This is a genomic window from Dyadobacter luteus (assembly GCF_003383615.1).
In the GTDB taxonomy this organism is placed as follows: domain Bacteria; phylum Bacteroidota; class Bacteroidia; order Cytophagales; family Spirosomataceae; genus Dyadobacter; species Dyadobacter luteus.
This window is the reverse complement of sequence record NZ_QNUL01000007.1, coordinates 84,110-98,897: the sequence shown is the minus strand read 5'-3', so window position 1 is coordinate 98,897 and position 14,788 is coordinate 84,110. Positions and strand designations below refer to the sequence as shown.

The following is a 14,788-nucleotide window of genomic DNA, read 5'->3' as shown; positions in this document are numbered from 1 at the left end:
CAAATCAGATTTATACCGTTCAGACCATCTGCGATGTTCAGACCGAAGCTACCAACTCAGGTTTTCGGCAACATCAGACGCAATCAAAGCACTCATACCGCGAGCTTGCGCTGCTTTGTCTCCAGCTAGTCCATGCTGGTAAACTCCTAAAATAGCAGCATTTTGAGGAGTATATCCTTGTGCAAGAAGCGCGGTTATTATTCCTGTTAACACATCACCCGTTCCACCGGTGGCCATTCCCGCATTGCCGGTGGAATTGAAATGCACATCTCTGTTCGGGAGCACAACTGCCGTATTGGCTCCTTTCAGACAAACTACTACCTTATATTTTCCTGCAAAATTCCGGGCAAGTTCCAGTCTTTCAAATTCATTACTGCTACTACCTGTAAGTCGTTGAAATTCCTTTGGATGAGGAGTGAGAATCGTATTTGCAGGGAGCTTATCTAATAAGTGCGGATTTTCAGACAAAATATTCAGGGCGTCTGCATCTATAATCAAAGGAGATTGAGTTGTATCTAATAATTTTTCCAGCATCAGAATAGTTTCTTTTTCCTTTCCTAATCCGGGGCCAACGCCTATGGCAGAATACGTAGATAGGTCAGGCAAATTCGTAATATATCTTGCATTGTTATCCACCGTAACCATTGCTTCCGGATTAGAAATCTGCATGATCTCATATCCGCATTCAGGTATATGCATCGATAATAACCCGACTCCCGAACGAAGGCATGCTTTCGCTGAAAGCACCGCGGCTCCCATTTTTCCATAACTCCCGGCAATGACCAGCGCATGTCCGAAAGTGCCTTTATGTGAAAATTTTTTTCTTGGAATGATCAGTTTTTCGGCTGCGGCTTTATCGGTAAAGTAATAAGGAGTGGCGGTGTTCCGGATATAATCCTGATGAAGTCCGATGTCTGCAATATGCCAGTTGCCGGTATATTCTGCATTTTGTGGAAGTAAAAAAGCCAGCTTGGGAAACTGAAAAGAAATAGTGCAGGAAGGCTTGATGATAGGGTTGCCGTCCTGATTACTCTTGTCAGCAAACAGCCCGCTTGCAATATCAACTGAGATAATTTTATTCGGAAGGTCGTTAATGGAGTTGATCACAGCTGCAACAAGTCCTTCTGCCGGTCGCGAAAGTCCGGATCCCAGAATAGCATCGACAATTATTGTTTTTGGTGATAAGGCGGGCAGGTCATTTGTGGCATGTATATGAATAGGAGAGTGGTGGTTTTTAAGTCTTTCGTAATTCTCCTGAAAGTCGGCTGAGCCCGTTTCTGTATGTTCTACAATAAATACCTGAACCTGATAGCCCCGCTCACTTAACAGTCGCGCTATGGCCAGGCCATCTCCTCCGTTGTTTCCCTTTCCGCAAAAGATGCCCACCGGTCTGGTATTGACAAACTGATCGCAAAAACATCTGACAAATGCCTGAGAGGCGCGCTCCATAAGATCAAGAGAAGATATGGGTTCATGCGTAATGGTGTAGCGATCCGCTTCCCTGATTTGTTCGGTGCTGAATATTTTCATCTGAGAAATAGCTTTGACTTAAACAGCTGGTAAGTTAAAAATATTAGACCGTCGCAAAATTACCTGCGTAACTTTAGTAATAATTTTAGCATAAAACAGTGTGGTACTTTCTTTTACAGAGAAAAAAAATTAGCTTTGCACTCGTTTTCTCAAAAGCTGTTTTGAATGAAGGGGCGTCACCCCATCCGCTGGAAACTGCTCAATTATCAATTTTTATAAAAAACATTCGTCATGAGCGAACTTATTAAACTCGTAGAAGCTACGATTGAAAATCGTAAGGCCGAGTATCCTGATTTTAAATCAGGCGACACGATCAACGTACACGTTAAGATCAAAGAAGGTAACAAAGAGCGTATTCAGCAATTTCAGGGTACTGTAATGCAGCGTCGTAACCTTGGCGGAAGCGGTGAAACTTTCACAGTACGTAAGATATCTAACGGAATCGCGGTTGAACGTGTATTCCCAATCCTTTCTCCAACTCTTGCAAAAATCGAATTGCTACGTCGCGGTAAAGTTCGCCGTTCACGTCTGTTCTTCTTGCGTGGACGTCAGGGTAAAGCAGCGCGTATTAAAGAGCTTAAAGTTGTTAAAGCTCCTAAAAAATAGGCCAAGCTTAAAAAATAAAAAGCCCTGTAACGATTTTCTGTTGCAGGGCTTTTTTATTTAGCTGATAGCTACAAGCGTTTAGCCATTAGCTTTCCATCCGGTTCATTTTCTATTTATGCCCATCATATTTCGGTACAGATTTTTGCCGATTGCCATATTAATTAAAGAAATTGAACCTATCGCATTTAAGTTTCAGTTTAAAAGAAAAGCTATAAGCTGATTGCTCATAGCTTAAAGCTATCTCCAAATGAAAATTACATTTTATAAATACCAGGGTACAGGAAATGACTTTGTTATGATTGATGATCGTGACAGAAGTTTTCCTGCTTCACAAGAGCTGATTGCCGCTTTGTGCCATCGCCGGTTTGGAATAGGTGCTGATGGATTGATCCTACTTCAGAATGACGAAGAATATGATTTCCGCATGGTGTATTTCAATGCAGACGGAGCTGAAGGCAGCATGTGTGGGAACGGTGGACGTTGTTTTGTACGTTTTGCACATGATCTGGGTCTTTTTGAAACCAGCACCATCTTTATCGCAGTGGATGGGCCTCATGAAGCGACAGCGTCTGCGGATATTATTCGCCTGAAAATGTCGCCTGTCGGCAAGGTGGAGTTGCATGAGGAATACGACTTTATGAATACCGGTTCACCGCACTATGTCACTTATGTGGATAATATCAGGGAAACAGATGTAGTGGATATCGGAAAAGACATTCGTTACGGACCTATTTTTGGCCCGGTAGGTGGTACCAACGTGAATTTTATTCAAGTTTTGGAAGATAATCACCTGAGCGTGCGTACGTATGAAAGGGGAGTTGAAGACGAGACCTATTCTTGTGGAACGGGTGTTACTGCCTGCGCGCTCTCGGCACACATACGTGAAGGCTGGGGAAGCCCGATCGCCGTTGAAACATTAGGCGGACCGCTGCAGGTGGCTTTTAATGCCGCAGGGAACAATCAATTTGATGATATTTACCTGATTGGTCCTGCACTTAGGGTTTTCGAAGGAGAAACCGAAGTATAAGATTAATAAGGAATGAGACGGGAATAGGTTTGGAGTTTTCCGAACCTATTTTTTATGACCGGATATTAAATTTTGCTATTCCGCCTCAATGATTCCCCCTTTTACATGCAAAATGGTTTTATCCAGCCATTCAGGAACACGGCAATAATCCATAGCGGCCACTTTACTCCGAACGCCGTTGGTACAAATCACAATAATTGTTTGAAAGGGTTCAACCAGAGTCCGTTTATCCCGGATTTCAGCGAGGGGTATATTAATTCCTCCTTCGTTAAACTCCTCAAACTCCCATTTTTCTCTTACATCTACAAGCACGGTTTCGGGTTGTGTCAACAGCTGTCGGGTATCCGGAAGAGAAATATCAGAGAAAGTATTTTTAGTCATGATCAGGTAATACTCAGGTCAAAAAAATAACCGCAAAGTAAACAGTCAGGTTCACATTTGCGGTTAGTAATAGTATGCTGGTGGCTATCGCATGTTGCTGTAAGGGTGATCCTTTACAACCGGGATATTCTTGGCAATAAGCTTATGGATATCTTTTAAATAACCTTTTTCTTCCACATCGCAGAAGGAAAGCGCAATGCCTTTAGCTCCGGCTCTACCGGTTCTTCCGATCCGGTGAACGTAGGTTTCCGGGATGTTCGGGATTTCGTAATTGATCACGTGTGTAAGGTCGTCCACGTCAATTCCGCGTGCAGCAATATCCGTAGCTACCAATACGCGCGTCGCCTGACTTTTAAAGTTTTTCAGCGCATTCTGACGCGCGTTCTGAGATTTATTCCCGTGAATAGCCTCGGAAGTTACACCTGCTTTCCGCAAAACTTTTACCACTTTATCCGCACCATGTTTTGTTCTGGTGAAAACGAGTGCTGTTGCTATCGACTGATCGCTCAGAATATGGAGCAGCAGTGAGTTTTTATCCGATTTATCAACGAAGAATACCGATTGGTTAATGGTATCCGCTGTAGACGATACGGGGGTAACCTCTACCTTGGCTGGTCTGGTCAGGATCGTGTCTGCCAGCGTCATGATCGCAGGAGGCATAGTAGCTGAGAAAAACAGCGACTGACGTTTAGCAGGTAAAAGTTTCAGTATTTTTTTCACGTCATGCACAAAGCCCATATCAAGCATACGGTCAGCTTCATCCAAAACAAATATTTCCAGCTGATTCAGTTTAATAAAACCCTGATTAATCAGATCAAGCAAACGACCTGGCGTTGCGATCAGTACATCTACACCTTTATGAAGTGCATCTGTCTGCGGTTTTTGACCCACACCACCAAATATAACTGTATGGCGAATGTCTGTGTGGCGTCCGTAAGCTGAAAAGCTGTCACCGATCTGAATAGCCAGCTCACGGGTAGGAGTAAGAATCAAAGTTCTGATTCTTGATTTCTCCCACTTTTCCAAAGGTTTTTCCTGAAGAAGCTGTAAAATGGGTATTGCAAATGCTGCTGTCTTTCCGGTTCCGGTTTGAGCGCAGCCCAGTAAATCTTTTTGTTGGAGAATAAAAGGTATTGCTTTCGACTGAATGGGGGTAGGTTTTGTGTATCCTTCTTCCGTCAGAGCCCGTAATATAGGCTCAATGAGGTCTAATTCCTGAAATGTCATTTGGTTGTGTTAAAGCGCTCTACCAAAAGATTTCATCAATGGAAAGAGCAAAAAATAAATCAAATGTACTGCAATTCGAAGCGTACATTTATCGTCTAACAGATTTACATCTCTATTCGTTCACAGTATGGCGCGGTGGGCAGAAGGATTACACGGAGAAAGATTGTATAATAATTTGAAATCATACAACCTTTATCGCGTTTTTTGTCTCTTTATAATTGTAACCCGAAGTGTAATCCTTACAGGTGGCGATTTTTTATCCTTCATGATCTAACAAAAACTTTAAAATGAAAAAGCAATTCCTTTGTCTTGTGATAAGCAGTGTCTTCTTCTCGTATAGCCATGCCCAGGATGTGATTGTTCGTAAAAACGGCTCTACGGTAGAGGGAAAAGTAACGGAGGTCGGTATTGACAAAATCACTTATAAACTTGGGAAAGATATTCAAGGCCCCAATTTCTTAATCAGAAAAAGTGAGGTAAAGCAGATTGAATTCGAAAATGGCGAAACGGTATCCATGAACCCTAACCAGCCAAAAGTAAAACGGACTCCGACGAACAACATGGATGAAGCTTTCGGCCGTAATATGCTTAATTTTTCACCGATGAAAGTTCTGGATAGTGGTCCCGGTATTGGAATAAACTATGAAAGATTACTGGGTAAACGTCAGATGTTCGGACTGACTCTACCTGTGAGCATGCAATTTCCTGACGATTTTGCATTTGTCAGTAACGCTGGTTCTCCCAATAATTCACTGATTTATTTTTCTCCCGGATTAAAAGTCTATCCTTTTGGACAGAAAAGAGTTACCTATGCTGTGGGTCCTAATTTGTTTACGGCCTTAGGAAAAGTAAGAGATTACAGAAGTACATACGACCCGGTAAGAGGAACATACATAGGAGAAGAATCGACACGAAGTAATTTCCGTTTTGGTGTGTTGGTCAACAATTATGTTAATTTTCAGATTACACAGCAATTTCAGATTGGTCTGAATGCCGCACTGGGCTCGCGTTATATTGATCGCGATAAGGTCAATAATGGATATTATTATAATTCCGTTAATGTGACCGGAGAGTTCAATTTTAATCTCGGTTTCCGTTTCTAATTCATCAGTCGGAACACCGGATAACGCTGATATTCCTTTTCAGCAAACGGAGAGTTTTCGTAGATAAAATTTAACTGAGCGTCCCCGCTTTTCGCAAAATCGGGGTCGCTCTTTTTCTTTTCTTCGAGTTTGGCTTTTAGCTCAGGAGACTTTTTTAACAGTTCTTCCGCCAGATCTTCAAATACATAGGCTGAGTAGTGTTCCTTGGATTGGAGAATCGTATCAAAGAAATTCCATTTAAAAAACGAATCAATGCCTTTGGGTTCCAGCGTTTCAATAATGTAACGGTTAGTCCATTGGTTGACCGGAATGTACCAGTCTCCTTTTTTAAATTTTACTTTTTGATTTTCTGTTTTGAGCGTTACGCTGTTGTGCCAGTAGTGCCCTTCAAAAGGCTGTTTGGGCGAATCATAGGCGGTGATGTAATAGGATTCTACCTGCAGTTCCTCATCTTTTTCAAGCTGTCTCATTTGAACCTGGTTCAGTTTGAGCAAGTCAATTACGTTAAACCATCCCTGTGGAATAATGTAGGCCTTTGGTCGGGATACAACATCCAGTGGTACATAGGTATCATAAAAAGGAATCGATTTCGTGAATGGACGGTTTCTGTCGTAATGAAGGCGGTTGTGACCACTCACTTTGCTTGGAATGTATTCAGCTTCAAACCCTTTAAAATCAATGACGGAATTTTTCTCTTTGTTTACCTGCCATGTAACGGCAAATTGTTCCTGTGTTTTTACAGATTCCTTTGTTTCTTTTCTTAGCTGAATCAGCTTCGTAGCATGTTCTGCCAGAAATTTAAGATTTCCATGTAAATAGGCATAGGTGGATTTTACACGCTGATCGTATGGTTTCAGCATGTGCGTTTCTGTCATGACACCAATCGTGTGAAATAAAGCCGCATATCCTGTTGAATACCTGGGCCAGTCAGGGAATTGCACAAAACCCTTATCCGGAGTTTGTCCCCAGGCATTTACATAAGGCGTTGCCTCAAAACCTGCATCTTTCAAATGTTGGTACATGTAAGGCAGGAATGTTTTCTCATTGAATTCTCCTAACACCCCACCTAATTTATCCTTCTGAGCGTAATCAAGCGTCATCACATACTGATAGTCGGCTCCGTTACTGACGTGCGTATCTGCGAATAAATCCGGATCCAGTTTGTGAAACAGAGCAGCAAAACTCCTGGCATTGCGCGTATCGTTTTTAATGAAATCACGGTTGAGATCAAAGTTGCGTGCATTTCCGCGAAAGCCATATTCCTCAGGTCCGTTCTGATTCGTACGCGTGGTACTGTTGCGGTTAAGAGCACCACCTATGTTATAGAAAGGGATAATGGCCAATAGTATATTCTCCATTTCAGGAAACCTGGAAGGATTGACGGCTATATCCCGCAAGAGCATCATGGACGCATCCACTCCATCGGGTTCGCCGGGGTGGATTGCATTGTTAACCAGAAAAATCGCTTTTCCCTGCGCTTTCAGCTTACTGACATCAAATACTTTATTTTTAGAATATAACACCAGATGCAGCGATTTGCCGCTGTCTGTAAGTCCTTGCTCGCTGATTTGAATCTGTGGAAAATCTTTAGCCAGTTTGTTATAGAACGCGATTCCTTCTTCGTACGTGGGTGTTTGTGTTCCGCCACTTTTCTCAAATCTGGTTTCATACTGACCAAATGCGGGAGATATAAATACAAAGCAAATCAGGATGTATAGTAAACGCATAGATTTTTCCGGATTGGTAGTGTTCGGTACAAAACTGAAAGTAGTTATAAAATTTTGAGAAAGAAATCTCTTAGAAGTGATTTGTGAAGAATGTAAACTGAATGGATAATATTTTTTAAACTGTTGTAAGAAATCAATTAGAATACTATTAGAAATACCTGTTTGAACCCTGTCAGCCTTTCATTTTAGGGCATTTTTGAGTATTTTGGGCTATTACAAAAATTTTTCTATGGAGTTATACTATTCATTTTCAGCCTTAATCGTTCTATCAGCCGTCTTTTCGTATCTCAATGCACGGTATCTCAAATTACCTGCATCTATCGGTATCATGGTCATTGCCCTTTTGGTTTCTTTGGGTTTGCTGGCCACAGATAATGTCTTCCCACACACATTTGATCGAATCACAAAACTTATTGCCAGCATCGATTTTACCGAGATCCTGATGGGGGCAATGCTCAACTTCCTGCTTTTTGCAGGAGCTATACACCTTCACTTAGAAGACCTTCGGGAGCAAAGGCTGCCGGTCATCATTTTTTCCACAGTCAGTGTCGTTATCTCGACGTTCGTGGTAGCATTCCTGCTTTATCACGCTTTGGTTTTTGTGGATTTGCCTATTCCTTTTATACAATGTCTGGTATTCGGAGCACTCATTTCTCCTACGGATCCTATCGCTGTATTAGGTATCCTGAAACAGGCCGGTGTTCCCAAATCCCTTGAAACGAAAATTGCCGGAGAGTCCCTTTTCAACGACGGTATGGCCGTTGTGGTTTTTATCGTGATGATTGCACTGGCACGCGGAGAAGAAATCAATACATCGTTTGAAGGTATTTCTCTGCTATTGGCTAAAGAGGCACTTGGTGGTATCGTGCTGGGGCTGGTGCTTGGCGTGATTGGTTCGCAAATGATATACAGAGTGGATGGCTACAACGTACACGTATTAATTACTCTTGCCATCGTAATGGGAGGGCACCTTGCAGCGCAGGCCTTGCATATGTCTGGACCATTGGCAATGGTTGCAGCGGGTTTGGTAGTCGGGAATTATGGTAAAAATCTGGGTGGAGTATCGGAAGACGAAAGGGACTATATCGATAAATTCTGGGAGCTTATTGACGAAATTTTAAATGCCATTTTGTTCCTGATTATCGGTTTTGAGCTATTGTTAATTCCTGATTTACGACAGTATGCCGTGATTGGTTCTATTACGATTGCAATCGTACTTTTTGCCAGGTTTGTATCGATTTATCTGCCGGTAAAAATCATTCCTTTCCGAAACAAGTTCGGTCGTAAATCGATCACTATTCTGGTATGGGGAGGCCTCAGAGGAGGTGTATCCATAGCACTGGCATTGTCTATTGATTCTTATCTGCACAAAGACCTGCTGCTGGCAATCACCTATTTTGTAGTCCTGTTCTCAATTGTTGTACAGGGACTTACCGTTGGGAAATTGACGAAAAAAATGGAGAACCTGTAATAGGGAAGAAGAAATCAAGTCATGGTCTGCAGCTTTTGAGTAGTTGCAGACCATTTTTTATAAAACCGGTACAGAAACCAGCTGATTTATTTTAGCATTAATCTTGTTGAGCCAAAGGTATTGCCCTTCACAAGTCCAGTGAGAATCACCTTTAAGATAGCTTTCTGTTCCCATTCTTTCGAAATCAGCATAAACATCTACAAAATCAAGTTGCAGATTCCGGTGCTGGTAAATCCTGTCAATCAGCTGATTGTATTGGCCATACTCAGGCATCAAAACCGATACCTTGTTAGGTATAATTGACAGAATCACCTTATCGAATCCAAGCTTCTCTGCCAGTATCTTGCTCTCATTCAGATTCATCACCAGCGTATCAATCTCAGTATTTTCAATTTCTGCAAAGGAAGATGTAAAGGCAGTAGTATCGGTGTCTGTGTCCATGTAATAAACCAGATCCCGACCATCGTTGATACGCGTAACTTCCTTATTGGTCCTGTCAAAAACGTTCAGATTAAAGTTGGCTTTCCACTCTTTCAAAGCAAGAATAAAGTCATTCTGGAAAAGAAATTCATCAAGCCGTCCCTCAGTAGCTTTTGAATTGAAGACGCCGTCAAGTGTGTGCATTAGCGCAGGTTGATGCCCGTTATCCACATACGTACGTGAGTCCGTTACAATGTTTTGAATCGGGTGGATTAAAAACTTCTCTCTGAGATGCCTTTCTACTGTTTCCAGCAATAAGATATTAATCTCTGAGGTATCAGGCTTGAAATGCAATGTTTCACTCCAATGCAGATAAGTATATGCATCCGCATTGAAATCCTTTTCATTTACTCTCAACTTTTCCGTGAAGCTATCTCCGATGATGTAAAGATGTACCCGCTTATTTGTAGCCTTGGGAGGCGGTGTGTAGGAAGTGCAGGATTTTGCAGGGTCCTTGAAGTTGGAAAGGTTGGAAAGCCGGTAAAGGTCGCCATACCGGTAACTATCTGTTTTGGAGACTTTTGAACTGAGATCAGAATTTAATCCCACCATCCAAATGAAGATTCCTATAATTAAAATGCTGTATCTGAGGTATTTCATTATCTGAGCTTAATAGACCAAACCTGTATTTTTTTCTCTGATCTGCTGAAAACAAGAAGTTTGTAGTAACCGGGCTGATAGGTGAGTTGCACAGGCATTTCTGACGGTATAGCTTTGTCTCCCAATCGCTTTCCACTCATATCAAAAAGGGTGGTGTAGTTACCCGACCTGATACTGATGAAACGGTTATCTACGCCAAAGAAATGGTACTGGATAACAGAGTTAGGAAGAATATCCTTGATCTCAAAGAGCTCCTGGCCTTCTTTGGTGAGTATGGCTGTTTTGGAGAATGCTGAGCGGACAACAATCCAATCTTGTGAATTCCGGTCGAACAGTGTTTTGAATCTGGAACCCGGTTCAGGTCGCAGAAGCTGAATTCTGGAAGAAACTTTTCCGTCCTGGCTGATCCTGATCAGCTCACCTGAAACACTTACGCCCACCAGTTCGGGTTGTCCGTTTGTTGCGTTTTGTGACCAGGTGAACGGACTCTCGGTTCGGGTAAGTATATCGACAGGGAAGCCGGGACGTACCATTCCGTTTTCTTTCAAAAGGAAAATTTTTCCATTTTGCTGTGTCACAATAAAGCCCCTGTTTCCTATCTGGTTCAGGGCAACCACCGGACTTTGTATATTCTCAAACCTTACAGAACGGTTGAGTTTGCGGATACGTTTGCTGACACTTTCCCATACAAATAATTCCTGGGCTTGTGTTTTGACAATAAAACGATTACTACCATCATACCCTCCGTCGATCAGATACAGATCCGAAATAGGGCTTGTAGAAGGAAGCGATTCCGTGAAGACAGAAATGCGGGAAGAATCATCTTCATCAATTGCATATAAAGATTGCTCTGTTGCAAAAATCCGTTGTTCACGGCCAATATTAAGGAAGTCTACCTTGTAGGCGGAAGAACGGATTGGTCCGTTAAGTTTGGAGATTACTTCTGTTTTTCCGGTTCGTAAATCGCTGGTTCTGAGCAAGTCATTTTTTTCGTCCGTGAGCAGGATTTCGGAACTTCCATCCAATGGATTTTGCAAGGCAGACAATTGACTGTCATATAGAACAGGCCATTCCACATCAATATTCAGGAAAGTTCTGTTTAACACCTTTTTCGGAGTGAGTCTTTTCTTCGGATAAAGTGTAATTTCCGGTATAGCTTTGCCATCTTCATACTGGCATTCGAACACAGCTGACTCAATTTTGGATAACATGTCTGTGTAGCTTTTACCTGTTCTTCCGGCTCTCGACTGTGCTTTTCTGAGATTCACAATCATGGAAAGCTGCGCTTCCGATTTTTTGCCTGAAAGTACACTGTCGTACTCGGGCGATTGTTGCCAGGTAATATGGTTTTCGTAATCAACAATGTAATTCTGCAATACCTGAGAATTGTTGCTGATTACAAGATAAGGCGCAACATAGGTGATATAACTGGCAGGAAAACCGGAAAACATACTTCCGTAAAGTGCCGAGGGTAACTCAGGAATACCTACCGAAAATATATCGTATCCCTGGTATTTGTCAAGAGATACATTGGCTTCTTCGTTGGACAATCTTGCGAGCTTTTGCAGAATGGGACGCAGCTTTTCATAGTTAGAGAATTCTGCCAGCATAATTTTGGCATCGTTAATACTATTGTTTTCTTCCAGCTGACAAAGAATAAATTCAGATCCTGTATTTTCGGTAAGCATGGTGCTTTCCTTGCCCAATATGTAGTTGAGCTTGTCCCACGATTCACCGCCGTTTTTTTTATGCCATTTGAGATACTTCTTTTTGAATGCCGCTTTGTCTCCCCCGGCGAAGCGATAGAAGTAAGAGGTTTGCTGCGAAATATGTTTATGTCCTGCAAAAGGCAAAGCCGGGTTATCCATCAAAAGCTCTGTCAGATAGAAATCCGGAGCATCACTTCCTATAGAGGACAAATGCAGGCTACCTTTTTCAAGGGTTCTTCCAATGTGAAGATCCTGGATATTGGGAAAATTTCTGGCAAACTCCCTGAACGTAACACTGATGTTATCTGTCGATACCACAGACTTCCAAGCTTCCGCTTTCAGGTATACACTGGTTCCATATTCGTCATCCTGAATTTTGGAAAACTGTGATTTCAAGCGGAAGGACTGAATATTGAGAGAAGAAGCACGTACAACATCCTCTATCAGATCTCCGAAATAACTCAGAATAAGATAGTCGTCCTTGACCATGTAAGAGAACAAAGGGCGGGAGAGGGGATCGTAGATATCCGTAATTCTGGTATCCTGAAAGTTATGATGCAGTGCGCGTATGTTCGGATTCTGGGGTGTGGCAATCCATTTTTTTTCTTCCTCATTTTCAAGAGGTACGTAAATCAGTATACCCCATTCCGTACTTGTACGGGGATGATAGGAGTACGTAATGGTTTTGCCTTTCAGGAACTTGCTCAGTTTTGCCGCATCAGGCGTAAGCTGGTTCAGCAAAGAAATATTATCGCTGGCAAGGTCAAGAAGAGGAAGTTTCTTTAAGTCGAGACCGGCTTCTGTAGCAGTGTAAGCCGAGTCTTGCAGGTGCTCGCTGGTCAATACGACTACGGCGTTGGAAGGAATATGTTTCCACGCTGCAGATGATCCTTTGAACCACTTAAATGTAAAATATCCTGCTAATGCTAAAACTGACACCAGCAGGATAAGAATAATTTTGTTTTTCAGCACAGGCCTAAAATTTAAGCACGCAACGCCTTCACTTTATCATTGAGTTCAAGGCGGAAGCGCAATAGTTCTTTAAAGCTTCGGATACAAACCTTCCATAGGTTCCATTTTACAATGGATACAGTTCCGGTTTCACGATCTTTGTGCGTAATGGGTATATCGAAAGTTTCCTGTCCCGATTTTTTAGCCATTACCGAAAGGAAAATATTCGGCGCAAATGGCTCAGGATTTGGAAGCTGATTCATCATTTTTTGCAGGAATGTACCTTTAATCAAACGGAAAGGTATATTGCTGTCCATGATAAAAGTACCGTAAACCAGAGAGATGGTGCCACGAAGGAATTTGGTGATGAACAAGCGAACGCCTGCATCGTGTCTTACTTCACGGTAGCCCAATATAAATTGAGACTGATCTCTTTTCACCCACAGTTTATCGAAGTCGTCAGAAATGAACTGGTCGTCACTGTCGGTTTGGAATACGTATTGAGAATTTAATTCAAGCGCTTTACGGTAGCCATTTACAACAGCGTTTCCATGACCACCATTTTTTTGGTTGATCACTGTCAGATTAGATACCTCTTTTTCCAGCTTGTCGAGAAGAATTTTTGTGTTATCCTTAGAGCCGTCGTTAATAACGATTAGTGTGGTATTATCATTCGGAAATTTATTTTTCAAGAAGCTTGTCCAGCCATATACTACTTTCTCTATACAATCCTGTTCGTTGTATGCGGGCATTACAATGCTTAAAAGAAACGACATGCAGAAGTTTATTTGGTATGTTTGGGCGAAATTAATAAATTAAAAGATGGAAACCGATTCCGGTGATCCATTAATTAGTAAGCGTACTTGTCTTTCAATGCGTTAATCGGTTTTTCAAAAAAGTGCCAGGAAACGGAGGCAACAAGTACTGTCAATACAACTACGACGAATACCTGGAACGACTGGTAACCCTGCAACTCAGGAAAATGACGATAAATTTTGTTAAACAGCCTTACAACCGGATGATTCGGTACGGTATAACTGTGGTAATGATTGAAAACAAAATTGTGGTATAGATAAATTCCGTAACTGATTCTCCCCAGATAGACGATTGCTTTATTCTCCAGGAATACAGCCATTCCACCGGTAAATCCTACAGCCGCGCTGCCGATCAGGAAAAACGAAAATGCTGATGCTGATAATCTGTCAAACACAATTTTGATCACATTGTACTTATTAACCGGATTGTATTTGAGGCCAAGTTGCACTGAGAAATAGTACACTAAAAACCATACCAGCAAACTTGCCACTACCAGCCATTTCTGACGAAACAGGTTGGTGAAGGCTTCTTTTTTGTTGAGTTGGAGCCATGCCATAAAACCCCCGAAAGCAAATGAGTCGAGACAGGCGGGCATGGAAACATAGGATACGATCCAGGATTTTCCGGTCATAAAGAAGTAGAACCGTAGTAATACGCTGAATACACCCATCACACCCAGAACAGTAAGCAGGTTTTTCCGCGGAACGAAGAAGATGAGAAACGGGAAGATCAGATATACCTGCTCTTCAACAGCCAGCGACCATAGGTGATCCACTGAGCCCATCCATCCTTCATGGATAGCCATGTAGATATTCGTTGCATATAAAACCAGCCAGCCCAGGTACTCGCGTACCGACGGGACACCAATGATGTACAAAATAAATATACAGAGGTAATAGACCGGGAATATGCGTATCGTTCTGCGAATGAGAAACTTGCGGATGTATTTTTTGAAACCACCAGGTTCTTCCTTGTATTTGTCGCGGCTAAGCATCAATATCCTCGTAATCAGGAAGCCGCTTAGTACAAAAAACATGGTTACACCCAATTCTCCAGCCGGAAGATTGGTGTCTGTAAGGTGAGCGAGAAGAACAAGTGCAACGGCAATAAAGCGTATTCCGTCCAGTTGTATAATGTGTCCTTTGGAGGTTACGTGCATA

General features: G+C 42.1%; 12 protein-coding genes. 4 read left to right on the top strand and 8 right to left on the bottom strand.

The features are described from left to right. Nucleotides 1-48: 48 nt before the first annotated feature. Nucleotides 49-1,530 carry an NAD(P)H-hydrate dehydratase gene (locus tag DSL64_RS11500; protein WP_115831039.1) on the bottom strand — a complete coding sequence of 494 codons (1,482 nt, stop codon included), beginning with the start codon at nucleotides 1,528-1,530 and terminating at the stop codon, nucleotides 49-51. A 231-nt stretch (nucleotides 1,531-1,761) separates the two neighbouring features. On the opposite strand from DSL64_RS11500, the gene rplS reads away from it, so the two are divergent. Further along, nucleotides 1,762-2,136 carry a 50S ribosomal protein L19 gene (rplS, locus tag DSL64_RS11495; RefSeq protein ID WP_115831038.1) on the top strand — a complete coding sequence of 125 codons (375 nt, stop codon included), beginning with the start codon at nucleotides 1,762-1,764 and terminating at the stop codon, nucleotides 2,134-2,136. Nucleotides 2,137-2,383: 247 nt separating this feature from the next. Continuing rightward, nucleotides 2,384-3,163, top strand: a complete 780-nt coding sequence (gene dapF / locus DSL64_RS11490) for a diaminopimelate epimerase (RefSeq protein WP_115831037.1) — start codon at nucleotides 2,384-2,386, stop codon at nucleotides 3,161-3,163. Nucleotides 3,164-3,238: 75 nt separating this feature from the next. On the opposite strand, the gene DSL64_RS11485 is transcribed toward dapF, so the two are convergent. Continuing rightward, the gene (locus DSL64_RS11485; protein WP_115831036.1) at nucleotides 3,239-3,544 is read right to left on the bottom strand and encodes a rhodanese-like domain-containing protein; all 306 of its coding nucleotides are present in this window, start codon (nucleotides 3,542-3,544) and stop codon (nucleotides 3,239-3,241) included. Nucleotides 3,545-3,628: 84 nt separating this feature from the next. After that, nucleotides 3,629-4,771 carry a DEAD/DEAH box helicase gene (locus DSL64_RS11480; RefSeq protein WP_115831035.1) on the bottom strand — a complete coding sequence of 381 codons (1,143 nt, stop codon included), beginning with the start codon at nucleotides 4,769-4,771 and terminating at the stop codon, nucleotides 3,629-3,631. A 287-nt stretch (nucleotides 4,772-5,058) separates the two neighbouring features. Here DSL64_RS11480 and DSL64_RS11475 point away from each other — a divergent pair, with 287 nt between their 5' ends. Next, nucleotides 5,059-5,874: a hypothetical protein gene (locus tag DSL64_RS11475; protein WP_115831034.1), complete on the top strand. Its 816-nt coding sequence runs from the start codon at nucleotides 5,059-5,061 to the stop codon at nucleotides 5,872-5,874. Here the strand turns inward: DSL64_RS11475 and DSL64_RS11470 are convergent. Then, on the bottom strand, nucleotides 5,871-7,601 hold the full coding sequence (locus DSL64_RS11470) for a M14 family metallopeptidase (protein ID WP_115831033.1): 1,731 nt from the start codon (nucleotides 7,599-7,601) through the stop codon (nucleotides 5,871-5,873). The genes DSL64_RS11475 and DSL64_RS11470 overlap by 4 nt on opposite strands. Nucleotides 7,602-7,830: 229 nt before the next feature. On the opposite strand from DSL64_RS11470, the gene DSL64_RS11465 reads away from it, so the two are divergent. Next, complete coding sequence (locus DSL64_RS11465) at nucleotides 7,831-9,072, top strand: cation:proton antiporter (protein ID WP_115831155.1); 1,242 nt, start codon at nucleotides 7,831-7,833, stop codon at nucleotides 9,070-9,072. A 57-nt stretch (nucleotides 9,073-9,129) separates the two neighbouring features. On the opposite strand, the gene DSL64_RS11460 is transcribed toward DSL64_RS11465, so the two are convergent. From DSL64_RS11460 to DSL64_RS11445, 4 genes are all read right to left on the bottom strand, one after another. Continuing rightward, on the bottom strand, nucleotides 9,130-10,152 hold the full coding sequence (locus tag DSL64_RS11460; RefSeq protein ID WP_115831032.1) for a hypothetical protein: 1,023 nt from the start codon (nucleotides 10,150-10,152) through the stop codon (nucleotides 9,130-9,132). Continuing rightward, nucleotides 10,152-12,833, bottom strand: a complete 2,682-nt coding sequence (locus tag DSL64_RS11455; protein ID WP_115831031.1) for a hypothetical protein — start codon at nucleotides 12,831-12,833, stop codon at nucleotides 10,152-10,154. Before DSL64_RS11455 ends, DSL64_RS11460 begins: the two co-directional genes overlap by 1 nt. Nucleotides 12,834-12,844: 11 nt before the next feature. Continuing rightward, nucleotides 12,845-13,588, bottom strand: coding sequence for a glycosyltransferase family 2 protein (locus DSL64_RS11450; protein WP_115831030.1), 744 nt, complete (start codon nucleotides 13,586-13,588; stop codon nucleotides 12,845-12,847). 74 nt (nucleotides 13,589-13,662) lie between these two features. Then, nucleotides 13,663-14,787, bottom strand: coding sequence for an acyltransferase family protein (locus tag DSL64_RS11445; protein WP_115831029.1), 1,125 nt, complete (start codon nucleotides 14,785-14,787; stop codon nucleotides 13,663-13,665). Nucleotide 14,788: the final 1 nt, after the last annotated feature.

What these genes read in the sequence shown, in the direction of transcription:
- DSL64_RS11500 (WP_115831039.1), bottom strand. Translation starts at nt 1,530, where the DNA reads ATGAAAATATTCAGCACCGAACAAATCAGGGAAGCGGATCGCTACACC.
- dapF (WP_115831037.1), top strand. Translation starts at nt 2,384, where the DNA reads ATGAAAATTACATTTTATAAATACCAGGGTACAGGAAATGACTTTGTT.
- DSL64_RS11450 (WP_115831030.1), bottom strand. Translation starts at nt 13,588, where the DNA reads ATGTCGTTTCTTTTAAGCATTGTAATGCCCGCATACAACGAACAGGAT.
- DSL64_RS11465 (WP_115831155.1), top strand. Translation starts at nt 7,831, where the DNA reads ATGGAGTTATACTATTCATTTTCAGCCTTAATCGTTCTATCAGCCGTC.
- DSL64_RS11480 (WP_115831035.1), bottom strand. Translation starts at nt 4,771, where the DNA reads ATGACATTTCAGGAATTAGACCTCATTGAGCCTATATTACGGGCTCTG.
- DSL64_RS11445 (WP_115831029.1), bottom strand. Translation starts at nt 14,787, where the DNA reads ATGCACGTAACCTCCAAAGGACACATTATACAACTGGACGGAATACGC.
- DSL64_RS11475 (WP_115831034.1), top strand. Translation starts at nt 5,059, where the DNA reads ATGAAAAAGCAATTCCTTTGTCTTGTGATAAGCAGTGTCTTCTTCTCG.
- rplS (WP_115831038.1), top strand. Translation starts at nt 1,762, where the DNA reads ATGAGCGAACTTATTAAACTCGTAGAAGCTACGATTGAAAATCGTAAG.
- DSL64_RS11460 (WP_115831032.1), bottom strand. Translation starts at nt 10,152, where the DNA reads ATGAAATACCTCAGATACAGCATTTTAATTATAGGAATCTTCATTTGG.
- DSL64_RS11485 (WP_115831036.1), bottom strand. Translation starts at nt 3,544, where the DNA reads ATGACTAAAAATACTTTCTCTGATATTTCTCTTCCGGATACCCGACAG.
- DSL64_RS11470 (WP_115831033.1), bottom strand. Translation starts at nt 7,601, where the DNA reads ATGCGTTTACTATACATCCTGATTTGCTTTGTATTTATATCTCCCGCA.